Source organism: Arsukibacterium tuosuense (genome assembly GCF_900215315.1).
In the GTDB taxonomy this organism is placed as follows: domain Bacteria; phylum Pseudomonadota; class Gammaproteobacteria; order Enterobacterales; family Alteromonadaceae; genus Alishewanella; species Alishewanella tuosuense.
In genome coordinates this window covers 270,258-293,649 of the sequence record NZ_OBEB01000005.1, presented here as the reverse complement: position 1 = coordinate 293,649, position 23,392 = coordinate 270,258, and the positions used below count along the sequence as shown (strand labels likewise).

At 50.3% G+C, this 23,392-nt stretch carries 19 protein-coding genes; 10 read left to right on the top strand and 9 right to left on the bottom strand.

Features of this window, described 5'->3' with window-relative positions; genetic code table 11:
• Positions 1-74 precede the first annotated feature (74 nt).
• Entirely contained in the window at positions 75-3,968 is a 3,894-nt protein-coding gene (purL, locus tag CRO03_RS12215) for a phosphoribosylformylglycinamidine synthase (RefSeq protein WP_097111905.1), read from the top strand.
• Positions 3,969-4,053: 85 nt separating this feature from the next.
• Here purL and CRO03_RS12210 read toward each other — a convergent pair whose 3' ends face one another.
• The 5 genes from CRO03_RS12210 to olsF all read right to left on the bottom strand — a co-directional run bounded on the left by CRO03_RS12210 (position 4,054) and on the right by olsF (position 11,097).
• The gene (locus CRO03_RS12210) at positions 4,054-4,752 is read right to left on the bottom strand and encodes an OmpW/AlkL family protein (RefSeq protein WP_097111904.1); all 699 of its coding nucleotides are present in this window, start codon (positions 4,750-4,752) and stop codon (positions 4,054-4,056) included.
• 163 nt (positions 4,753-4,915) lie between these two features.
• Positions 4,916-5,833, bottom strand: coding sequence for a histone deacetylase family protein (locus CRO03_RS12205; protein ID WP_097111903.1), 918 nt, complete (start codon positions 5,831-5,833; stop codon positions 4,916-4,918).
• The gene (locus tag CRO03_RS12200) at positions 5,833-7,680 is read right to left on the bottom strand and encodes a bifunctional acetyl-CoA hydrolase/transferase family protein/GNAT family N-acetyltransferase (RefSeq protein ID WP_097111902.1); all 1,848 of its coding nucleotides are present in this window, start codon (positions 7,678-7,680) and stop codon (positions 5,833-5,835) included. Before CRO03_RS12200 ends, CRO03_RS12205 begins: the two co-directional genes overlap by 1 nt.
• 148 nt (positions 7,681-7,828) lie before the next feature.
• Positions 7,829-9,244 carry a DUF3300 domain-containing protein gene (locus CRO03_RS12195; protein ID WP_097111901.1) on the bottom strand — a complete coding sequence of 472 codons (1,416 nt, stop codon included), beginning with the start codon at positions 9,242-9,244 and terminating at the stop codon, positions 7,829-7,831.
• A 146-nt stretch (positions 9,245-9,390) separates the two neighbouring features.
• Positions 9,391-11,097, bottom strand: a complete 1,707-nt coding sequence (gene olsF / locus CRO03_RS12190) for a bifunctional ornithine lipid synthase OlsF (protein ID WP_097111900.1) — start codon at positions 11,095-11,097, stop codon at positions 9,391-9,393.
• A gap of 178 nt (positions 11,098-11,275) precedes the next feature.
• Here olsF and CRO03_RS12185 point away from each other — a divergent pair, with 178 nt between their 5' ends.
• Entirely contained in the window at positions 11,276-12,196 is a 921-nt protein-coding gene (locus tag CRO03_RS12185; protein ID WP_097111899.1) for a 2-hydroxyacid dehydrogenase, read from the top strand.
• Positions 12,197-12,585: 389 nt separating this feature from the next.
• On the opposite strand, the gene smrA is transcribed toward CRO03_RS12185, so the two are convergent.
• Positions 12,586-13,161: a DNA endonuclease SmrA gene (smrA, locus tag CRO03_RS12180; RefSeq protein ID WP_097111898.1), complete on the bottom strand. Its 576-nt coding sequence runs from the start codon at positions 13,159-13,161 to the stop codon at positions 12,586-12,588.
• A gap of 85 nt (positions 13,162-13,246) precedes the next feature.
• Entirely contained in the window at positions 13,247-13,534 is a 288-nt protein-coding gene (locus CRO03_RS12175) for a hypothetical protein (protein ID WP_097111897.1), read from the bottom strand.
• 290 nt (positions 13,535-13,824) lie between these two features.
• Between CRO03_RS12175 and CRO03_RS12170 the strand changes: the two genes are divergently transcribed.
• Positions 13,825-14,199 carry a hypothetical protein gene (locus CRO03_RS12170; RefSeq protein WP_097111896.1) on the top strand — a complete coding sequence of 125 codons (375 nt, stop codon included), beginning with the start codon at positions 13,825-13,827 and terminating at the stop codon, positions 14,197-14,199.
• Positions 14,200-14,223: 24 nt separating this feature from the next.
• Here CRO03_RS12170 and CRO03_RS12165 read toward each other — a convergent pair whose 3' ends face one another.
• Positions 14,224-15,564 carry a M20/M25/M40 family metallo-hydrolase gene (locus CRO03_RS12165; protein WP_097111895.1) on the bottom strand — a complete coding sequence of 447 codons (1,341 nt, stop codon included), beginning with the start codon at positions 15,562-15,564 and terminating at the stop codon, positions 14,224-14,226.
• Between the two features lie 150 nt (positions 15,565-15,714).
• Here CRO03_RS12165 and CRO03_RS12160 point away from each other — a divergent pair, with 150 nt between their 5' ends.
• The gene (locus CRO03_RS12160) at positions 15,715-16,092 is read left to right on the top strand and encodes a response regulator transcription factor (protein WP_097111894.1); all 378 of its coding nucleotides are present in this window, start codon (positions 15,715-15,717) and stop codon (positions 16,090-16,092) included.
• Between the two features lie 125 nt (positions 16,093-16,217).
• A complete protein-coding gene (locus CRO03_RS12155) occupies positions 16,218-16,517 on the top strand; it encodes an ArsR/SmtB family transcription factor (RefSeq protein ID WP_212682410.1) in 300 nt (99 codons plus the stop codon).
• 61 nt (positions 16,518-16,578) lie between these two features.
• Here CRO03_RS12155 and rpsT read toward each other — a convergent pair whose 3' ends face one another.
• Complete coding sequence (gene rpsT, locus CRO03_RS12150) at positions 16,579-16,848, bottom strand: 30S ribosomal protein S20 (protein ID WP_097111893.1); 270 nt, start codon at positions 16,846-16,848, stop codon at positions 16,579-16,581.
• A gap of 175 nt (positions 16,849-17,023) precedes the next feature.
• Between rpsT and murJ the strand changes: the two genes are divergently transcribed.
• From murJ to fkpB, 5 genes are read left to right on the top strand one after another with little or no spacing between them, the layout of a single operon-like run.
• The gene (murJ, locus tag CRO03_RS12145) at positions 17,024-18,598 is read left to right on the top strand and encodes a murein biosynthesis integral membrane protein MurJ (protein ID WP_097111892.1); all 1,575 of its coding nucleotides are present in this window, start codon (positions 17,024-17,026) and stop codon (positions 18,596-18,598) included.
• A gap of 54 nt (positions 18,599-18,652) precedes the next feature.
• Positions 18,653-19,603: a bifunctional riboflavin kinase/FAD synthetase gene (gene ribF / locus CRO03_RS12140; protein ID WP_097111891.1), complete on the top strand. Its 951-nt coding sequence runs from the start codon at positions 18,653-18,655 to the stop codon at positions 19,601-19,603.
• 22 nt (positions 19,604-19,625) lie between these two features.
• Positions 19,626-22,454: an isoleucine--tRNA ligase gene (gene ileS / locus CRO03_RS12135; protein WP_097111890.1), complete on the top strand. Its 2,829-nt coding sequence runs from the start codon at positions 19,626-19,628 to the stop codon at positions 22,452-22,454.
• On the top strand, positions 22,454-22,954 hold the full coding sequence (gene lspA, locus CRO03_RS12130) for a signal peptidase II (protein ID WP_245861636.1): 501 nt from the start codon (positions 22,454-22,456) through the stop codon (positions 22,952-22,954). The genes ileS and lspA overlap by 1 nt, the downstream gene beginning before the upstream one ends.
• Complete coding sequence (gene fkpB, locus CRO03_RS12125; protein WP_097111889.1) at positions 22,951-23,388, top strand: FKBP-type peptidyl-prolyl cis-trans isomerase; 438 nt, start codon at positions 22,951-22,953, stop codon at positions 23,386-23,388. Before lspA ends, fkpB begins: the two co-directional genes overlap by 4 nt.
• Positions 23,389-23,392: the final 4 nt, after the last annotated feature.

The window sequence follows — 23,392 nt, the reverse complement described above, 5'->3', positions numbered from 1 at the left end:
TTAGCGCTAAATTTCTTTATAATGGCGCGCTTAAATCAGCTTCCATCGACGCTCAACCAACGGAAACCTAGCCTATGTTGATCCTGCGTGGTGCACCTGCACTGTCCGAATTCCGAATAGCCAAGTTACTTGACCAATTTGCTGAGCGCACTTTGCCGGTAATCACCATTTACGCCGAGTATATGCACTTTGCCGAAAACAGCGCTGCCCTGAGTAGTGACGAGCAAAGCACCCTGGATAAACTGTTAACTTACGGCCCGGCTATTGCCAGTCATGAGCCAGTTGGCAAGCTATTATTGGTTACCCCACGTCCCGGTACTATTTCGCCTTGGTCGTCCAAAGCCAGTGATATTGCCCATAATTGTGGTCTTAGTAAAATCAGGCGGTTAGAGCGTGGTATTGCTTACTATATTGAAAGCAGCCGCAACTTAACTGATAGTGAACTTCATACTGTCAGTGGTTTGCTGCATGACCGGATGATGGAAGTGGTCTTCACCGAGTTCGACCAGGCCGTGGCATTATTTCAGCACGCAGCGCCTGCGGGTTTAAGCTCGGTAGATATCATAAAGGGTGGCCGTCAGGCGCTCTCAGTGGCCAATATGGCAATGGGCCTGGCACTGGCTGATGATGAAATTGACTATCTGGTCAGTAATTTTCAGCAGCTGGGCCGTAACCCGAACGATATCGAGCTCTATATGTTTGCCCAGGCTAACTCTGAACACTGCCGGCATAAAATCTTTAACGCCGACTGGACCATTGACGGCGTTGTTCAGCCTAAATCCTTGTTCAAAATGATTAAAAATACCTTTGAGCAGACCCCGGATTACGTGTTGTCAGCCTATAAAGATAATGCCGCGGTAATGACCGGCTCGGCTGCCGGCCGCTTTTTCCCGGTGCCGGACACTGGCGAATACAATTACCACCATGAAGATATTCATATTCTGATGAAGGTGGAAACCCATAACCATCCAACGGCGATTTCGCCATACCCGGGTGCCGCGACGGGCTCTGGTGGTGAAATTCGCGATGAAGGTGCTACCGGTATTGGCTCTAAGCCAAAAGCCGGCCTGGTTGGTTTTTCGGTATCAAACCTACGGATCCCAGGTTTTCAGCAACCGTGGGAAACAGATTTTGGTAAACCAGAGCGGATTGTCAGCGCACTGGATATTATGCTGGAGGGCCCGTTAGGTGGTGCGGCCTTCAACAATGAATTTGGCCGGCCTGCCATTAACGGTTACTTCCGTACCTATGAAGAAAAGGTAACCAGCCACAATGGTGAAGAAGTACGCGGTTACCATAAACCTATTATGATTGCCGGTGGCCTCGGTAATATCCGTGCTGATCACGTCCAAAAAGGCGTGTTACCGCCGGGTGCTAAGCTGGTGGTGCTGGGTGGCCCTGCCATGAACATTGGTTTAGGCGGTGGTGCGGCTTCGTCAATGGCTTCAGGCCAGTCGGCAGAAGATCTCGACTTCGCCTCAGTACAACGGGAAAACCCGGAAATCGAGCGGCGCTGTCAGGAAGTAATCGACTGCTGCTGGCAGTTGGGGGACGATAACCCCATTTGCTTTATTCACGATGTTGGCGCCGGTGGTTTATCGAATGCCTTCCCTGAGCTGGTGAACGATGGCGGCGTTGGTGGTAAGTTTGAGCTACGCAACGTACCCAATGATGAGCCTGGCATGTCGCCGTTGCAGATATGGTGTAACGAGTCGCAGGAACGCTACGTTATGGCCATTCCACCGGAAAAAATGGCGGTGTTTGAACAAATTTGTCAGCGTGAGCGCGCACCTTATGCGGTAGTGGGCGAGGCAACCAGTGAGCAACACCTTACCTTAACTGATAAACATTTTGGTAATACACCTATAGACTTACCGCTGAGCGTATTGCTGGGCAAAGCACCGAAAATGCACCGTGATGTGCAAAGTGCCAAAGCCGTTGGTAAGCCGTTAAACCGAGACGGTATCACTATTGCCAATGCGGCTGAGCGCTTGTTGCGCCTGCCGGCTATTGCTGAGAAAACCTTTCTGGTGACCATTGGCGATCGCACGGTAACCGGCCTGGTGGCGCGCGATCAGATGGTTGGCCCCTGGCAGGTGCCGGTAGCCAACTGTGGTATCACTGCAGCCAGCTACGATACTTATCATGGTGAAGCCATGGCGATGGGCGAGCGCACGCCGGTGGCGTTGCTGGATTTTGCAGCGTCAGCCCGGCTGGCGGTGGCCGAAGCCATAACTAATATTGCCTGTAGCGATATTGGCGATTTAAAACGAATTAAATTGTCAGCCAACTGGATGTCTGCTGCCGGTCACCCGGGCGAAGACGCTGGCTTATATGCCGCAGTAAAAGCCATTGGCGAAGAGTTATGTCCGGCGCTTGAAGTCACCATTCCGGTGGGTAAAGACTCAATGTCGATGAAAACCAAATGGCAGCAAAATGGCGCAGAGCAGGCGGTTACCTCACCGATGTCATTAGTGATTACCGCCTTTGGCCGGGTAGAAGATATCCGTAAGACGGTAACGCCACAGCTTCGCACCGACAAAGGTGACAGCAGCCTGCTGCTGATTGATTTAGGCCAGGGCGCCAATCGGTTAGGAGGCTCTTGTTTAACGCAGGTTTATAAACAACTGGGCGATACTCCGGCCGACTTAGACAGCCCGGAGTTGTTACTTAATTTCTTTGCTGCGGTGCAGCAATTGTTACGCGAGCAGAAACTGCTGGCCTATCACGACCGTTCAGACGGTGGTTTGCTGGTAACCCTGGCTGAAATGGCTTTTGCCGGTAAAGCCGGTTTTAACGCTGATATTGCCAGCCTGGGCGAAGACGATTTGGCTATTCTGTTCAGCGAGGAGCCGGGAGCGGTGATTCAGGTTGCTGATAGCGATCTGACTTATGTGCAGCAGGTGTTGGCACAACACAAACTGGCGGCATGCAGCCATACCCTTGGTCCGGTCACAGCCAGCGACAGTCTGCGGTTCAGCCGTGGTGACGACGAGCTCTTCAGTGATAGCCGGACCCGCTTACGTTGTATCTGGGCCGAAACCACTTATCGGATGCAGGCGTTACGGGATAACCCGGCAGGTGCCTTGCAGGAGTTCACAAGCAAAGCCGATGACACTGATCCGGGTCTTAATGTCAAACTCAGCTTCGATCTAAATGAAGATGTTGCAGCGCCTGTTATTTTAAAAGGGGCTGCGCCGAGAGTGGCAATATTACGCGAACAAGGCGTTAACTCGCACCTGGAAATGGCTGCCGCCTTTAACCGGGCAGGTTTTAGCGCAGTTGATGTCCATATGAGTGATATTCTCGCTGGCCGGGTAAAACTCAGTGACTTTAACGGCTTAGCTGCCTGTGGTGGTTTCTCCTATGGTGACGTATTGGGTGCCGGTGAAGGCTGGGCGAAATCTGTGTTGTTTAATGACATTGCCCGGGCCCAGTTTGCGGCGTTTTTTGAGCGGCCAACGACCTTCTCGCTGGGGGTGTGTAATGGTTGTCAGATGATGTCGAATTTGAAAAGCCTGATCCCGGGTGCCGAGTTGTGGCCGCACTTTGTGCGTAACAAGTCAGAGCGGTTTGAAGCCCGCTTCAGCCTGGTCGAAATTCAGCAAAGCCCGTCGCTGTTTTTCAGTGGCATGGCGGGCTCACGGATGCCAATTGCGGTCTCCCATGGTGAAGGTCATGCCGAGTTTGCCAGCAGCGAGGCCTTTGCTAAGGCCAACCACAGCGGCACCGTGGCGATGCGTTTTGTCGACAACTTTGGCAAGGTTACCGAACAGTACCCGGCTAACCCGAATGGCTCGCCAGCGGGTATTACCGCACTGACCACCACCGATGGCCGGGTCAGCATTATGATGCCGCACCCGGAGCGGGTATTCCGCACCGTAGCCAACTCCTGGCACCCGGATGAGTGGCAGGAAGACAGCCCGTGGATGCGGATGTTCCGCAACGCCCGGGTCTGGCTGGGGTAATACCTCTTTTACAGTAACGAAAAACCCTGCATTTGCAGGGTTTTTTTATCGCTGAATTTAACTGTCAATACTGCTTCGAGGTGGATTACAGCGTCCAGCGCAGGCCAATCATCGCCACGTAAGGGTCGATATTGATATTAACGCTTTGCACTGTGGTGCCGTTTACCTGCACCCGGCCGGTGGTATCAATGTCCATTTTGCTGACCATCATATGGACACCCAGGGTGTCGCTGAGTTTAATATTTACCCCGGCTTGCAGTGCTAAGCCAAACGAGCTTTTGGCTTTTAAGGTAACACTGTCATCCGCACTGGTAACGTTCAGTGCCTGCAGCGTATCTTTTAACTGGTTATCAATCTGTTCATCAAAGAAGATAGTGTAGTTAAGACCTACGCCGACGAAGGGGTCAAAAGTCTGATGCTCTGGCATAAAGTGATACTGTGCCAGCAGGGTAGGTGGCAGGTGTTTGGTTTTGCCTACCTTCAGGCCGTCGATGGCTGAACCTTTAACGGTGATGTCATGACTGAACGGGGTGGCTGCAATTAACTGCACTGCCCAGTTAGGTTTTATCCGGTAATCAAATGTCAGGCCTAACTGGGTGTTGCTGTCGACAGCCAGCGCAGTTGAGCCATTCGGTAAGCCAGCAACTTGCTCAATGACATTTAAGCTGGTGCTACTGTCATCCGGCGATACATTAATGGCGCCGATATTGACAGAAAAATCAGCAAAAGCAGGGGCGGCAGCTAACAGAGAGATAACAGGAATAGCGAGTAATGAGGTTTTCATAAAGTGCTCCACAGTTGAGTTCTGGAGCAATTGTGCGCGTTGGCCAAAACAGAATATTGGTCTGGATCAATAAAAAACCGGCATTATCGATATTCAGCCGGTAACTTTGTTCTGCATCAATAAAAATCAGGCTAAGCGCCTGGTTTATCAGGCTGGATATTGCTTACATCAGCCCTTTTAAGAAGGCCACAACACTGCGGCCAAGCGCACTTAACGCATAACCGCCTTCCAGCATCGCCACTACCCGGCCCTGGCAGTGTTTATTCGCCAGGCTTTTCAGCTCGGTTGCCAGCCAGTGATAGTCGTCTTCGCGCAACATAAAGTGCGCCATATCATCTTCGGCATGGCCATCAAAACCGGCGGAAACCAGGATAAGCTCCGGGGCAAAGGCATCCAGTGCCGGCAGCCATTCGCTGCTGACTGCTGCCCGCCACTGACTGGCTTTGCAGCCACCCGGTAGCGGCAGGTTAATGATATGGTCTGACACGGTATCTGCGCCGGTATGTGGATACAGCGGATATTCAAAAGACGAGCAAAAAAGTACCCGGGGCTCGTTTTTAAAAATATCTTCGGTACCGTTACCGTGGTGCACGTCAAAATCGACAATAGCCACCCGCTTAAGCGAATACTGGTTCAGCGCATATTCGGCCGCAATGGCGATATTATTAAAAAAGCAAAAGCCCATTGCCTGGTCATGGGTAGCGTGGTGTCCGGGCGGGCGAATGGCACAAAATGCCTGCTTATCGCTGGCCTGCATCACTTCGTCTACGGCATTAATGCCGCTGCCGGCAGCGTACAGCGCCGCCTGCAGGGTTTTGTTCATCATCTGAGTATCAGGATCAAGCCAGATATGGCCATCTGCCGGTGCTTTGGCATACAGTTCGCTGACGTACAGCGTACTATGAGCCCGGCATAAGTCGGTTTTGCTGGCCGGGCTGGCATCTTTTTGCTGCAAAATATAATCGAGACCGGAGCGGATCAGCTGGTCGTTTATCGCATCCAGCCGCGCCGGGCATTCCGGGTGATCGTCGCCAGCAACATGCTGACGGCAAATAGCATGACTAAACACAGTAATGGCCATCAGTTGGCTCCTTTGGCTGGCACAGCTGCTAAATCAAGTTCCAGAAAAACTTCGCTTGGGTCGTCATAACCTTTACGTTTAAAACCGGCTTTGGTAAAAACGCTGAGCATCGGTTTATTTTCAGCCCGGACATAGGCGAACATTTTGCTTAGTTTCCGGCTGCCGGCAATATCAATCATTTCCTGCAACAGCGTTTTTGCCATGCCTTTGCCCTGATGTTTTTCCCGGGTAACAAAGGCGACTTCGCAGCTATTATTGTCTTTAATCAGGTAGTAGCGACCAATGGCCTGAATTTCTACCACCGAGCCTTTTTGCTTCACAATGCACAGGGCTAAGTCTTGCGTTTGATCAACACTGACCAGGGTGCAGGATTTCTCCCGGCTCATCTGGGTAGGTACCGTGTTGTAGCGCATTTGCAGGGTTTCTTTGGTGTGGGAGTAGAAAAACTCCTGCAACCGGCGTTCATCAGAGGGGTTTAAGGGGCGTAAATCAAAGCTTTCACCGTTAATCTGTAGCTCTTTAAAACCAACAGCCCCAAGTTCGGCAACCTCAACCGGGGTCTGGATCTGGTAATGCGGCACCCAGTAAAATTTGCGTACTTCGGCCAGCAACTGGCTGCGAAACTTCGGGTGGGCTACTCTGATCAGCTCCAGTGCCCGCTCACGGACACTTTTACCGCGCAATGACGCCACGCCAAATTCGGTGACCACATAATGAACATGGCCACGACTGGTGACCACCCCGGCGCCTTGCCGGATATGCGGAACTATCCTGGAGATAGTGCCATTTTTGGCGGTAGAGGGCAGGGCAATAATCGGTTTGCCGCCGTTGCTCATCGATGCGCCGCGGCTAAAGTCGACCTGGCCGCCAATACCGCTGTAAAAATGGTGACCAATCGAATCTGATACCACCTGACCGGTCAGGTCGACCTCGATGGCACTGTTAATCGCGACCATTTTATCGTTGCGGGCAATATTGGCCGGAGAGTTGACATATTCGCTGGGGTAAAAGCCGATATGCGGATTCTGATCGACAAACTGATACAACGCCTTACTGCCAATGCAGAAACTGACCACACTTTTACCAGGGTGGAAGGTTTTGCGCCGGTTGTTAATCACGCCTTTTTTAATCAGTTCCAGTACGCCGTCAGTGATCATTTCACTGTGCAGGCCTAAATCTTTATGGTTACTCAGGTAACGTGTGACCGCAGCACAAATGCGACCGACCCCCAGCTGCACGGTGGCGCCATCTTCCACCAGTAGTGACACATACTGGCCAATTCGCTCGGTACGCGCATCCAGCTCCGGCATTGCCGCTTCTGGCAGCGCCTGATCAGCATAGTAAAAGGTGTCGATATCATCCCGATGGATAAACGACTGACCATAGGTAATCGGCATTTGCGGGTTAACCTGAGCAATAACAGTTTTTGCCGCTTTAGCAGCTGCTGCGACCACATCTACCGATACCCCGAGCGAATGATAACCATGTTCGTCTGCCGGGCTTACCATAATAAGTGCGGCGTCTAACGGCAGCACGCCATCGGTAAATAGTGCTGGTATATCGGTCATAAAGCAGGGGGTATAGTCAGCGCGGCCTTCGGCAACAGCCTGACGGATTTTTTCGCCACCAATAAAGAAGGTGTTTACCTTAAATAAATGCTGATATTGCGGCTCGGCCCATTTGTTATCGGCCAGGGTGACCAGCTGGACAATTTCAATATCATGCAGACTATTGGCATGATTGATTAAATCATCGATAAGAGCTGTCGGCACGGCAGCATGTGAGCCAATAAAGATGCGGTTGCCTGACTTAAGCAGCTGCTGCCAGTTGAGCGAAGCGGTGGCCATAGATGCTTTACCTGATTTAGTTGCTTTATTTGCAGATCAACAGTAAGTAATACTGTAAAGCACTGCCGAACACAGTGCCAGCCCCAACTTTAGTCGCAATAAAAAAGCCAGGGTTTATTACCCTGGCTAAATAACCGACTAATGCCAACTACTGAATACTGCGGGCGTCGCGGCTGCTGCGTACTTCACGACTGACGCTGGGAGTCGGTCGTTGCACCTGGCGTTGTGGCTGCACCTGACGTTGCGGTTGCACCTGACGTTGCGGTTGTACCTGGCGTTGTGGTTGCACCTGACGTTGCGGCTGGCTGCGCTGAACCTGTGGCTCCGGCCGGGTTACCGGGGTTGTCCGCTGCTCCGGCCGTGCTTGCGGCTGGCGCACCAACTGCTGCCGTTCAGCATGCTTCGCGGCGCTGCTTTCCATTGGCCGGGTTACCGTCGTCCTTACTTGCTGCTGCCGGTTTGCCTGTTGTTCGCGGCTGTTAAACTGCGGCCGCTCTGCACGCTCACTCCGTTCAGCCCGCTGCTGGTTGTTTAGTTGGCGGCTGGCGGTCGCTGCAGGAGCCTGCCGTAAATTCACCTGTTCAGCGGTACGCCTCTGCATAGCAGGACGCTGCGTACCGGTATGTTCACGACTTTGCTGGTTAGTATTGTACTGGTTGCGATGTTGCTGCTCCCGACGCTTGCCTGTTTCTGCCCGGTATTCTTTGCTGACCTGGCGGGCATAGCCAAAGTTATGCTGCCGGTTTAACACTTCGTGCCGGTAATGCACGCCGCGTCTGTGGTAGCTGTCGTGCTGCCAGCGCCGGGCATCAGTATAATGCTTGTTACGACGCGGGTAATAACGCGGCGGTTTATGATAATAGTGATGATTAACTACGATATGGCGGTGATGCCAGTCAAAAATACTAAAGTAAAACGATGGCCGTACCGTAAAGCTGGGGCCCCAGTAAAAATGGCTACTGACATGAAAGCCCCGGGGCGCATGCCAATATACCGGAGGATACGATGACCACCACCAGTTACCATATACTACCCGGGTGTCATAATAAGGCACGTAAATCACTTCGGGCCGGCGCGGTTCAATAACAATTACCTCGCGCTCGCGCTGCACTGTTAGGTGCTTCATTTTATCTAACGAACCTTGCTGATAAGCACGTTCCCGCAGTTGTTGAATACTGGCCAGTACTGCTGCCTCGTCGGTTAAAAACATTTCACCGAGTTGCTGAGTCCAGTCCAAATCGTCACTGAGTCGCTGCAGCAAATCAGGAAAAGCAACCAGCGCTTTCACACTGGGTTCCCAGTCCTCGGCGGCAACGGCCTGCACAGCAGCATCACCGCTCAGGTCGGGGTTGCGCTCTGACCAGCGGGCAGCCTGTACCACTTCCAACGGGTAGGTGGCCGCGATCAGCACATGGGTCAGGACGGTATCCGGATACAAGGCGACCGGTGCAAGTATCTGGTCCAGTTCTGCCTGCGACAGAGACTCACTGGCTTTAGCATTGAAGCTGAAGGCCAGCAACACACTCAGTAACAGGGCTTTTAAGCTTAAACTGGTGCTATACATAGTGGTTTCCTCCACAGTGGGCGGTATTGGCGCCAATAAAATTGACGACACATTACACAAGTATAGAGGTTATAGGCAGCTGAGACTTAATGCTAACTGAACTTCGTTCGATCTTTACACAGCCTTTACGTTGCGCATTGTTGCCACTAACTCAGATATCTCGCTTGTTTGGCTGGCTTAAGTTGCTGCAGGTCTACCAGTACCAGACCATCTACACAGTCGGCAAAGGCCGGATCGGTACTGAACGATAAGAAGCTGACACCGCCTGGCTGACACAGTTCGCTGTATTGTTTGTATAAGGTTGGCACGTTCAGCCCCATGTTGGCTAACAAGTGCTTTAACTGGCTAAAGTCGGCACTGTAATCATTACCACAAAAGTGTTGCTGCAGGCTTTGTTGTTGCTCCGGAGATAACAGGTAAGGCTGATTAGCCAGAGCCGGCGAGTTCTTTACGCCAAAATACAGGGTGTAAAAATAGACCAGTAAGTCGCGGCCAGTTTGCGGATAACTGGCCGAAATACTCACCGCACCAAACAAATAACGGATTTGTGGGTTGTGTTGTAAATAGGCGCCAATCCCATACCACAGGTAATCGAGGCTGCGTTTTCCCCAATAGCGTGGCTGAATGAAGCTGCGGCCAAGTTCGAGCCCCTGCTCTAAATAAGGTTGCATGGCCTGGTTATAGTGAAACAAGCTGGCAGTGTATAAGCCATCCACCCCTGCGTTAGCAATAACCTCTGCACTGGGTGCCAGCCGGTACGCACCAACCATTTCCAGCTCTGTCGGGTCCCACAGGATCAGGTGGTGATAGTAGCTGTCGTATTTATCAATGTCGCGCTTATTACCGGTACCTTCACCCACTGCCCGGAAGGCCTGTTCACGTAACCGGCCAATTTCCCGCATCAGCGCCGAGCTTTGCTGATGATGGTACAGATAAATTAGTTTACCATCGCTGGTTGTGCCTAATGGCTGGCACTTTGCCAGGTCTGCTTTTAATTCGCTACGTAGTTCCGGGTGGGCAATAGTACTTTGGGTACGTAACAACGGTGCTTTGTCTTTCGCCAGCCGGTACAGGTGTTTCTTAAATAGTTTAAGCTGCTCTTTAGTGGATAGCGGTAGTTGACCATAACTGTCGAACGGGATCTGCTCGCCAATTCGCATGGTGATGTTTTTGCGTTGTTGCTTAAACATCTCCTGCACCAACAGCATCGTTGCCAGAGGTTTATATAGCATCGAGGCGCCATAAAACAGCGCTGAATTTCTGCCATCAATATAAATCGGTAATATCGGGGCTTTAGCACTGCTGGCAAAACGCAGAAAACCGTTGTGCCATTTACCATCGCGCACACCGTTTGGTTTCAGGCGTGACACTTCCCCCGCCGGAAATAACACCAGCGCACCGTCCTGCTGCAAATGCTTCCTGATCTCACTTAAGCGGCCGCGCTCAGTGCCGCCTTCCATGTTATTGACGGGTAACAGCAGGCTGTGCAGGGCAGTTACTGACATTAATAGCTGGTTGGCAATGATCTTGACATCGGGTCTGATATCGCTGATCAGTTTGATCAGCGCCAGGCCATCTAACGAACCAATAGGGTGGTTGGCAATAATCACCACTTTGCCACTGGCGGGGATCCGGGCAATTTCAGTGTCGCGGGCACTGTAACTGAAGTTAAAGTACTCCAGCACCTGCTCGACAAAATCAAGGCCCTGCAGATGAGGATATTGCTGGCTGAACGCCGCAAACTCCTGTTCATGCAGCAAATAACTTAAGGCACCTTTAACCGGTTTATACAGCCAGGGTTTACCAGTGATCCCGGGCATTTGTTGCTGAATAACCTGCTCGACATTAAACATAAAACCTCCCGCATAATACCGATGTAACGGCCAGTGCTTGCAGGCTAACCCTGCAATATGACAACGGCGCGACAGTTTTATGGCAATTTACGGAAGTTTGCTGTTGTCGCTAGCAATGGGGTTTTTGCGCTAGAATCAGCTATGACTTTATTTCAGCGTTAATTAAGTGAAATTGGCTATGAGCATTGCTTTAATCATTCCTGACCGAAAACTGGATGACTTACAACAACGGCTGCAGCAAGCACTGCCGGAGACCCGGATTGAAATCTGGCCTGAACTGGAGGACCCGGCAGAAGTGGAGTTTGCTGTGGTATGGAAACAGCCACCTGGTTGTCTGAACGGTCTGGTGAACTTAAAAGCCATTCAGTGTTTTGGTGCCGGAGTCGATTCAATCCTCGCTGACCCGACCTTACCAGAACTGCCAATCAGCAGAATTGTTGACCCGGCACTAACCGACGCAATGGTCGGGTATCTTGACGGTATTGTCAGCTATTACCGGCTACAGCTTGATGTATTCAGTCGCCAGCAGCAACAATCGGTGTGGCGGCCGAAAAGCCCGCGCAAACTTAACCATATTACCGTGCTGGGTCTGGGCGAACTGGGTGGGGCGGTCGCAGATCATTTTTGCCAGGCAGGGTACCAGGTATCCGGCTGGGCTCGCAGTGGTAAAAGCCTGAAAAATATTCAAAGCTTTGCCGGGGCTGAGCAGCTGCATCATGCTGTCGCAGCGGCAGATGTGGTTATTTGTCTGCTACCACTAACGTCAGTAACAGAGAACCTGCTGAACCAAGCGTTTTTTCAGGCGTTAAAACCCGGTGCCATTTTTATTAATGTCGCCAGGGGAGCTATCGTTGATGAAACGGCGCTACTGGCTGCACTGGATCATGGTCCACTGGTGGCGGCCTGCCTGGATGTATTCCGCCAGGAACCGCTACCGTCGGCCAGCCCACTGTGGCAGCATCCGGCGCTGCTGATAACGCCGCATGTGTCAGCGGTAACAAATGTCAGCACGGTCGTCAGCCAGATTGCCGATAATTATCGCCGCGCTCAGCAAGGTAGCAGCCTACTTAACCCGGTAGATTTGGTCAGAGGCTACTAACTGGTTAAAAACACAGTTATTGTAAATTTGTAACAAGTTAACTACACTCAGCAACGGTTTGGGGTAACTTAAACTGAAATTCCAATAAAAAGAATAAAATGCGTCACTGAGGTATGTTATGAGTAAAGCGTCCAGTCGTGGTTTTGGCTTTACTGCAATCGCCGTTGTTGTGTGTCTTATGGCACTGTCGGCGTTTCTGACCAAAGCCGAAGCGGCCTGGTTGTTAATCTGAACGGTTAATCAGACTTAAGGCTGCAGGAAAAGATTCGGTCAAGTGGAATGACCAAATATCAAGGGGTTAGGGTTGTTGTCAGCGTTGGCTGACAAATAACGCTGGCCCCTTGATGCTTTCAGCCTGTTGCTTTTGAGCAATACCTTAATCTGTTAATTTAATTCTTGGTATGTCGCTCACGGTTCTGGCGTTTTTGCTCCGCATTCTTTTGTAGCAGCACATAGGTGGCGCTATAGCCACCATGTTGGCGTTGTGCGGTATGTGCGGCCAGTACAGCCGGTAACTGGGGTAGCCATTTAAACACATAGCTGCGCAGTATTGCCGGATGAGGTTTGCTGTTGCGGCCCATGCCATGATGGATCAGTAAGGTGCGGATGCCACGTTTATGACAATCGTCAATAAAATGGATTAGCTGGCTGCGGGCTTCTGTCAGGGTTTTACCCAGCAGATTAAGCGTGGCGTCAAGTTGGTATTTGCCGAGCCGTAAGTTTCGATATACACCTTGCTGGACGCCATCTTTACAAAATGCGAATGGATCGTCCGGTTTGACTAAATCAACATATTCCATGCTCAGATAGTTGGGATCGTACTCCATTTCCTGTTCTGCCGCTTTGCGCCGGGCTTGCTGAGCTAGCGTTGGGCTGAATTCAGTTTGCTGGCGCACTTCATCTTGCGACAAAGGTTTAACATCAGTCATTTCCTGCAGAAACAGGTCAAGTTCATTATCTTGCATGTGCCGGCTCCAACTGCTTTAAGCGGCTAAGTATAGCCTGTCACCCGGCCTGAAAAAAGCCCGGGTAAGCTACCATGAGCATTACCTAGTTTTCCGTTGTTAAAGCGGTAGAGGCCGGGACAGCTAATTTACTGGCATTCAATGCTTTTCTGCGGGCACTGGCAAAACGTACTAAATAATAGGCATTAATTAATAGCACCAACAGGTTTGAAATAACGCCCTGAGGGATTGCAATATGGCTGTAGTAGACAAATAACAGGCTGCAACCTATTAATGTGGCTAATCTAAGCCAGAACACATCTTTTATAAAAAATGCCCCGATACAGATGGTTAAACCAACCCAGCTGATAATGTCATACACCATGCTTTCCATACCGTACCGCCGCAATGCCTACCAAAGTGGCGCGCATTATCCATATTGGCTAACTTTTCATCAACTGAGTAATTTTACCTCTTTCGCATTATATTATTTAATGCATTAGAGGTCGTCATGATGGGGGCCGCAGGCTAACAAGATGATTTATAGGGTTTAGTGCTTTAATCGCCTTTAAAAAAGCTAATCTAATAAACAGACTGACTGTACGGTTGTATAAAAAACAAGCAAAACACTGTCAGGCTTCTATACTTATAACGTTGTTATGGTTGATATAGGAGGGTGACGCTGTGCTACCAACTACAATATATGAACCTTTACCTTACAGTTACATGGTTGCTGGTTTAGTCGGTATGATGGTATTGCCATCAGCGCTTGGCGTGGCATCAGGTGCGTTATTATTCCTGGCTGGTGCGTTGGTATGGATTGTACGTTCAGAACACAGGCGGGAAGATGACGTTTTTGCGGATCGGAAAAACGGCCCGGTGCCATTTTGGGGTTATGAATTGCTACCTTTTGCCTGTCTGTTATTAGCGTTGACTATTTTTGTGCTGCCGCTCAGTCAGCTTTTTTATCCGTCGGCAGCCATTCTGCTGATAGTAGGGATGCAGTTGTGGATTACCCGCAATATGCAGCGCCGGCATCGCCCGGCGCTGACAAATTAACTGCGAAATGTGCCGACTGTAGCGTTACTTTCTTAAATCGACATTACTGTTGGCAATGATCCGGGTCATAATCAACCAGGCTTGTAAATTCTGTTGTAGTGCAGCCGGGTCTATTTTATCCAATGTATCGTTTGGTGTGTGGTGGAAATCAAAGTAATCGGTGCCATCCTGTTGTAACGAGGCGACCGGCACTCCCATGGCTTTTAATACTGATACATCTGGCCCGCCTGAAGCGGTATTAGTGCCCGCTTCAATGCCCAGGTACTTAAGTTGCTGCTGAAGGTCTGAACCAAAGGCCAACGCCTGTTCACCAAAGCCGGTATCAAAACGCCAAATCCGGCCAGCGCCAAAGTCTGACTCTGAGGCAAATACATGGTTTTTTAATTCAGCAGCGTGGCGGGCAGCATAAGCACGTGCACCAATCAGACCACCTTCTTCGTTGCCAAATAATACTACCCGGATAGTGCGCTCTGGTTTATGTTGTTTTAACAGGGCTGCGGTTGCCATTACCAGGCCTACACCAGCACCATCATCCAGTGCACCGGTGCCTTCGTCCCAGGAGTCAATATGAGCACTGATTAATACTATCTCTTTCGGGCGTTTGCTGCCGGTAATTTCGGCAATAACATTGTGGCTGGTCACTTCACCCGGCAGGTTGTTTTTCATATTCAGACTTAAACTGGTTTCAGGGTGTATTGCCAGCATTTTACTAAGCTGTTGGGCATCCGGTACTGAAATAGCCGCAGCCGGGATCCTTGGTACATCCTCCGAGTAACGCATAATGCCGGTATGGGCAAAGCGGTTATTACTGGTACCAACCGAACGGATAATTATCGCTTTGGCCCCCAGCTTGGCTGCTTCAACCGCGCCCTGGGCCCGGGCACCAACAACCTGACCGTAAAAGCTGCCACGAATATCTTTGCGTAAAGCCTGGTTGATAAAAACGATTTTATCTTTTACGTTAGCCGGGTCGGCTTGCTGCAGCTGCTGCAGGTTGTCAAACATAACTACCTGACTGCTAATGCCATCAAAAGGGGTACCGATTGAACCACCCAGTGCGGTTAACACCAGCGCCTGGTTAAAGGGGGCTTCAACCCGCAGGCTGGCATTACCCCGCTCCCAGTACTGCATGGTAAAAGGTTCGGTCCAGACTTTGTCAAAACCTAACTGGTTAAACTTTTGCTCTGCCCAGGCGACTGCCCGGGCGTCAGCTTCACTGCCTGCCAGTCGCGGGCCGACTTCAACTGTAAGTGATTCTACCAATTTGTAGGCCAGATCATTATTCAGTTCCAGCTGATTTGCTGTAGCACTGCCGCTGATAGCAAAGCTTGTTGCCGCAATTATTGTTGTTAACCACAATTTCATCTTTTCATTCTGCCTTAGTGTTGTTACATTATCGGGACTTTAGCATGCTTTTTATGCCGGCCCTAGCAGGGGGCGGTGAAATGCATTGTGCTCAGGATAAGGCTTCCGGGCAAAAGTTTTTTTCGGAATTTTGGCAACGAGGCTTCAGGGATGCAAGCTCAACAATCTTATACGTCAGCACTATTGGTAGACGATACCAGTACCGTTCGCGAGTACTTGCGCCAGATCCTGGGGCAGCTTGGTATAACCACAATATATGAAGCGGCGGATGGTGCCAGTGCCGATCAGTTATTTGCTACCTATCACCCTCAGTTAGTTTTTCTTGATATTCAGCTGCCAGACATCAACGGCAAGGTATTATTAAGGCGTTTCAAACAACTGGATAATCAGGCTCAGATATTTATGGTGTCTGCATACTCCAGTGTGGAAAATCTTAAGGATGCGATTGCCGGTGGCGCTAACGCCTTTGTAGTGAAACCGTTCTCGGCTAAACGAATATGCAATTTGGTACAGTCACTTCAGCATTAATGCTGAATACTGCATTTTGCTTAATTAATATTCGTTTAATGTTTAATATTGTTAAACAAGAATGATTATCTTGTCGCATTCTGGTCTAATCGGTAATAATCAGCCAAATTCAGAAAGCCAGAGAAATGAAAATGAACTTGAATGACATGCTGGAAAATTCAGCGCAAGCAGTGAAACTGTTAAAAGCTGTGTCGAATGAGCGACGTTTAATAATCCTATGTCACCTGCTGGAAGGCGAAATGTCAGTTGGTGATATTAATGACAAACTCGATTTAAGCCAGTCTGCGCTGTCCCAGCATCTGGCTTTACTACGTCGGCACAAGTTGGTTAAAACCCGCAAAGTCGCACAGACGGTGTATTATCGGTTGAGCAGTGATGAAGCAGAGCAACTTATTGCGTTAATGCATAAATTGTATTGCAGCTGACATACTGGCAACACCAACAAAAAAGCCAGCTTGCGCTGGCTTTTTTGTTGGTCGCTATCAATTAAGCAGCTTTTAATGCCTTAACATGCGCATTTAAACGAGCTTTATGACGTGCTGCTTTGTTCTTATGGATCAGGCCTTTAGCCGCCATACGATCAATTACAGGTACCATGTTGTTGAACGCTTCAGTTGAAGCGGTTACGTCAGCAGTTAATACCGCTGCGTAGGTTTTCTTGATGAAAGTACGCATCATAGAACGTTGACTGGCGTTTTGCTGACGACGTTTTTCTGATTGAATTGCGCGCTTCTTAGCAGACTTAATGTTAGCCAAGGTAACACTCCTAAAAACTAAAACCGGACTCTTTAAAGGCCGCATAATATGCCTATTTAATGGCCCGTTGTCAAATGCTTTAACGTGAAAGTGCAGGAATTAAATTGTTACAGCTACTGGTAATCGGTAGTGATAACGGGCCAAAATAGCCCAGGCGCGATTAAAGGAGTAGCGGGTGTCGGGAAAACTATTGAAATCTGGCTTAATTGTCAGTGCTATGACACTGATTTCACGGGTTTTAGGCTTAATTCGTGATGTGGTAGTAGCAAATTTTGTCGGCGCAGGTGCGGCGGCCGATGTGTTCTTTTTTGCCAACCGGATCCCTAACTTTTTACGACGTTTATTTGCCGAGGGCGCTTTTTCGCAGGCCTTTGTTCCGGTATTAAGTGAAGTAAAAGCCCAGCATGGCGATGATGCCGTACGGGAGTTAATTGCCAAAGTGGCCGGTACGCTGGGGGTAATAGTTACCCTGGTCACCTTACTTGGGGTAGTGGCCTCGCCCGTTATTGCCTTGTTATTTGGTATGGGCTGGTTTATCGAATGGTTGAATGACGGGCCCGAGGCGCATAAGTTTGAGCTGGCCAGTCTGATGCTGAAAATTACCTTTCCTTATTTGTGGTTTATCAGCCTGGTGGCCCTTAGCGGCGCAGTACTTAATACCTACAACCGCTTTGCCGTGGCGGCGTTTACCCCGGTATTTTTAAATATTGCTATTATTGGCTCGGCTTTGTACCTGGCACCAGAGCTTGATGAACCGGCAATGGCGCTGGCCTGGGGGGTATTTATTGGCGGCCTGGTACAATTGTTATTTCAGCTGCCGTTTCTGGCCAAGGCCGGCTTGCTGGTGATGCCAAAATGGGGCTGGCGCGACCCGAACGTTAAAAAAATTCGAACCCTGATGCTACCCGCCTTGTTCGGGGTTTCGGTTAGCCAGATTAATTTATTGCTCGATACCGTGATTGCTTCATTTTTACTGACCGGCGCTGTTAGCTGGTTGTATTATTCTGACCGGCTTATCGAGTTTCCGTTAGGGTTATTTGGTATTGCCATTGCTACGGTAATATTACCTAATTTGTCCAGACATCACGCTACCGCCAGCGGGGCAAAGTTTAGGCACACCCTGGACTGGGCTATTCGTTTTGTGGCGATGTTTGGCTTACCGGCAATGGCAGCACTTATTGTGCTGGCTAAGCCGATCATCATGTTGCTGTTTATGCGTGGTGAATTCAGCCAGCACGATGTAGAAATGGTGTCATACAGTCTGATGGCCTATGCCACTGGTTTACTGAGTTTTATGTTGATTAAAGTGTTAGCCCCTGGTTTTTATGCCCGCCAGGATATAAAAACCCCGGTGCGGATTGGTATTATTGCCATGGTGGCTAATATGGTGTTTAACCTGATGCTGGCGCCCTGGCTCAGTTATGTCGGCCTGGCGTTAGCCACGGCCATGTCAGCCAGTTTAAATGCTTTTTTACTGTACCGTGGCCTGGCGCTGGCAGGGGTATTTAATTTCAGTAAAAGCAGCTGGCTCTTCCTGGCAAAAATAGCTGTGGCCAGTTGTTTGATGGCGGGCGGATTATATTGGTTAAGCCCGGCTTTTACGGTGTGGCTGGCGCTGGACTTCTGGGCACAGGCGGGCCGCCTGGCTTTATTATGCGTGCTGGGTATTGTCGGCTATTTTGCCATGTTATGGTTACTGGGGGTGCGGTTATCCCATTTCCGAGTGCAAACTATTGCTGAAAGCAATTAAGTTAGTGGTTATAATGCCGCGTTTATAAGCAGTAGCGGCAACCTTAAGGCAGGCATGGAGTTAATTCGCGGCTTACATAATATTCAACCTCAGCATCATGGCTGCGTGTTGACCATAGGTAATTTTGATGGTGTTCATCTGGGGCATCAGGCTGTGCTGCAAAAAGTGCAGGCTATTGCCGCCCGGTTAAATTTACCGTCTTGTGTGATGGTGTTTGAGCCGCAACCACTGGAGCTTTTTGCCGGTAGTGCTGCGCCAGCCCGCTTAAGTCGTTTTAGGGAAAAATATACCCAGTTGGCGCAGCTGGGTATTGACCGTTTAATCTGTGTTGATTTTAATCCGCGGTTTGCTGCCATTCAGCCTGAGGCGTTTATCGAGCAGCTGTTGCTAAAACAACTCGGCGCTCAGCAACTGATCGTTGGAGATGATTTCAGGTTTGGTAATAACCGCGCCGGTGACTTTGCCATGCTGGCACTGGCTGCTGAACGTTATCAGTTCGGTTTAACCAGTACATCCAGCTTAAAGCTTGGCCAGCAACGGGTCAGTAGTACCCTGATCCGCCAGGCACTGCAACATGACGATTTAGCAGCAGCTGAGGCAATGCTCGGCCGGCCATTCAGTTTAACCGGCAGGGTGCGCCATGGCCGTAAGCTGGGGCGGGATTTAGGGTTTCCAACGGCCAACGTCTGGTTATACCGGCGCAAGCTGCCGGTTCGCGGGGTTTACGCCATTACTGCTGACACTAAATATGGCAGTTTTCAAGGCGTGGCAAATATTGGCAACCGGCCAACTGTACAGGGCCAGCGTGAGCAACTTGAAGCGCACCTTTTTGATTTTAAAGCCGATTTATACGGCAGCCAGATAGCAGTAACCCTGCGCCATAAACTGCGAAGCGAACAGCGCTTTGCCGATTTAGCCGCGTTACAGCAACAAATTACGGCAGATATGCATGCTGCTAAAACTTATTTTAGTCGCCTGGCCACAACTGCCAGCAGCGTAAGCTAACTTTTAAAACGGAATAAAACGGATGAGCGATTATAAGCATACCCTTAACCTGCCTGAAACAGCCTTTGCCATGCGTGGTAATCTGGCTCAGCGCGAGCCGCAAATGCTGGCAGAGTGGACGGCAGATGGCCTGTATCAGCAGATCCGTGCGGCTAAAAAAGGTAAGAAAAACTTTATTCTGCATGACGGCCCTCCCTATGCCAACGGCAATATTCATATTGGTCATGCTGTTAACAAAATTCTGAAAGACATCATCGTTAAGGCGAAAACACTGTCTGATTTTGACGCGCCTTACGTGCCGGGTTGGGATTGTCATGGCCTGCCGATTGAACTGGTAGTGGAAAAGAAACACGGCAAGCCCGGGGTTAAATTATCGGTTGCGGAGTTCCGTCAGCACTGTCGTGACTATGCACAGAGCCAGATTGAAGCGCAGAAAACTGACTTTGTCCGCCTGGGCGTGTTAGGTGACTGGGATAATCCGTACCGGACCATGGATTTCAGCTCTGAAGCTAACATCATCCGGGTACTGGGAAAGATTATCGACAATGGCCACTTGCAACAAGGCTTTAAGCCGGTGCATTGGTGTACCGACTGCGGCTCAGCGTTGGCGGAAGCGGAAGTAGAATATCAGGACAAAGTATCGCCGGCGATTGATGTACGGTTTGCGCTGGTGGATGAGCAGCTGGTGGATAAATTTGACCACCCGGAGCAACATCGTGGCCAGGGCCCGGTATCGGTCGTGATCTGGACCACCACACCCTGGACTATTCCGGCTAACCGGGCGGTAGCCGTGCATGCCAAGCTGGATTATAGTTTGGTGCAGGTTGAACAGGGCCCGAATGGCCCGGAGCGGTTAATTATCGCCACCGATCTGGTTACTGACGTGATGGCCAGAGCTAATATTGAGCACTACCATGCCCTCGGCTTCTGTAAAGGTGAGGCGTTGGAGCTGGCTCAGCTGCGCCACCCGCTTTATGACTTTAATGTGCCGGTTATTCTGGGTGAGCATGTTACTACTGAATCAGGTACCGGCTGTGTCCATACCGCACCTGGCCATGGTCAGGAAGATTTTGTCGTCGGCAAGCAATATGGTCTGGAAGTGGCGAACCCGGTGGGGGCTAATGGTGTTTACCTGCCAGATACCCCGTTATTTGCCGGCCAGCATGTGTTTAAAGCCAACGACAGCGTAGTTGAGGCGTTAAAAGCCGCCGGTGCCTTACTGGTCCATAAAGCCTACAAACACAGCTACCCGCATTGCTGGCGCCATAAGACGCCGATTATTTTCCGGGCGACGCCACAGTGGTTTATCAGTATGGATAAACAAGGTTTACGGCAGAAATCGCTGGCTGAAATCAGCAACACCCGCTGGATCCCGGACTGGGGTCAGCAACGAATTGAAAAAATGGTGGCCGGCCGACCTGACTGGTGTATTTCGCGCCAGCGTACCTGGGGCGTGCCTATCGCGCTGTTTGTTGATAAAGATACCGGTGCCTTACACCCGGATACCCAGGCATTACTGGAGCAAGTCGCTAAAAAAGTAGAGCAGGGCGGTATTCAGGCCTGGTTTGACTTAGAAGCCAGCGAGTTGTTGGGTGACGGCGCAGCACAGTACGTTAAAGTAAGTGATACCCTGGATGTCTGGTTTGATTCCGGTGTAACCCATGCTTTTGTGGTGGACCAGCGCCCGGAATTTAATCATGCCAAGCAGGCCGATTTATATCTGGAAGGGTCGGATCAACACCGGGGCTGGTTTATGTCATCGTTAATGACCGGCGTGGCCAGTAAAGCGCATGCACCGTACCGTCAGGTACTGACGCATGGTTTTACCGTAGACGGTGAAGGCCGCAAGATGTCTAAGTCGCTAGGTAATGTGGTATCGCCGCAGGACGTCATGAACAAACTGGGCGCGGATATTTTGCGGTTATGGGTGGCTACGGCCGACTATACCTCTGAGATGACAGTATCAGATGAAATTCTGAACCGGGCGGCGGACAAGTACCGGCGTATTCGCAATACCGCACGCTTTTTGCTGGCAAACCTGAATGGCTTTAACCCGGCAACCGATCTGGTGCCGTTTAATGAAATGGTTGAGCTGGATTTGTGGATGGTCAGCCGCGCTGCCAAATTGCAGCAGGAAATTGTTGAGGCTTATGACAATTACCAGTTTCACCAGGTCAGCCAGAAACTGATGAACTTCTGTACTATTGAGCTGGGTAGCTTTTACCTGGATGTGATTAAAGACCGCCAGTACACCGCGCACCAGACCGGCCTGGCCCGTAAGTCATGTCAAACTGCTTTGTATCATATTGCTGAGGCGATGGTGCGCTGGATGGCACCGATTATGAGCTTTACCGCCCAGGAAATCTGGCAGGCCTTGCCAGGCGAGCGCAGTAAATATGTGTTTACAGATGTCTGGTATGACGTGCTTGCTACTGTTCCGGCTGGTCAGTTTGACGATAAATACTGGCAGCAGGTACTGCAGGTACGGGATGAAGTAAATAAAGTGCTGGAAGCGGCGCGGCGCGAGGACAAAATCGGTGCCTCATTGCAGGCTGAAGTAACATTGTATGCTGGCGCTGAACTGGCTGCTGCTTTAGGCAAACTGGGTGATGAATTACGCTTTGCGTTAATTACCTCAACGGCACAGGTCAGCAGCGAACCGGCACCGGAGCAAGCTGTTGCCACTGATATCGCGGGCTTAAAAGTACTGGTAACCGCGTCAGCTGCCGCTAAATGCGAGCGTTGCTGGCATCACCGGCATGATGTCGGTGCTGATCCGGCGCATCCGGGTATCTGTTTACGTTGTGTCAGTAATGTCGCCGGTAGCGGCGAGCAAAGGAAGTTTGCCTGATGCGGTTGCTGCGGTTGCTCAAAGAAACCGGCTGGCGCTGGTGGTGGCTTATTCTGCTATTTATTGTGTTGGATCAGGCCTCAAAGCAGTGGGTATTACATGCCATTCCGTATCAGGGAAGCATTCCATTGTTACCCGTTTTTGAGCTGGCACACGTTTACAACAGAGGCGCGGCTTTCTCTTTTTTAAGTGATGCCGGCGGCTGGCAACGCTGGTTCTTTACCGGTATCGCGGTGGTGATTAGCATTGTTATCGCCGTCTGGCTGAGCCGGGTAGGACGGGCGCAGTTGAAGCTGAGCCTGGCGCTGTCGCTGGTATTGGCTGGCGCTATCGGCAATTTAATTGACCGGGCCATATACGGTTATGTCATTGATATGCTCCATGTCTTTTATAAGAGTTGGAGTTATCCGGTATTTAATCTGGCCGACTCTGTTATTTTTATTGGCGCAGTATTGTTAATTTGGGATAGTTTTAGCAGTAAACCCGAGGTTAAAGCATGACGCAGGCACAAATTGGTGCGAACAGTACCGTTATATTCCATTTTGACATTACCTTAACCGATGGCAGTGCGGCAGAAAGTACCCGGGTCCATAATAAACCGGCTAAGCTACAAATGGGCGATCATAGTATTTCGCCAGCTTTTGAAGCCCATCTGATGGGTATGGTGGAGGGTGACAAGAAAACCTTTACCCTGGACCCGCAGGATGCCTATGGTATGCCTAACCCGGATAACATTTATTACGTTGATCGCAGTAAGTTTTCCAGCGATGCGCCAGCAAAAGTAGGCAGTATTATTGGCTTTGCTATGCCTGATGGCTCAGAACTGCCTGGTTTAGTGCGCGATGTGGTAGGGGATTCCGTCACGGTAGATTTCAATCATCCATTGGCCGGACAAACCCTGACGTTTAATATTGAAATTGTAAAAGTGAGCTGAACAG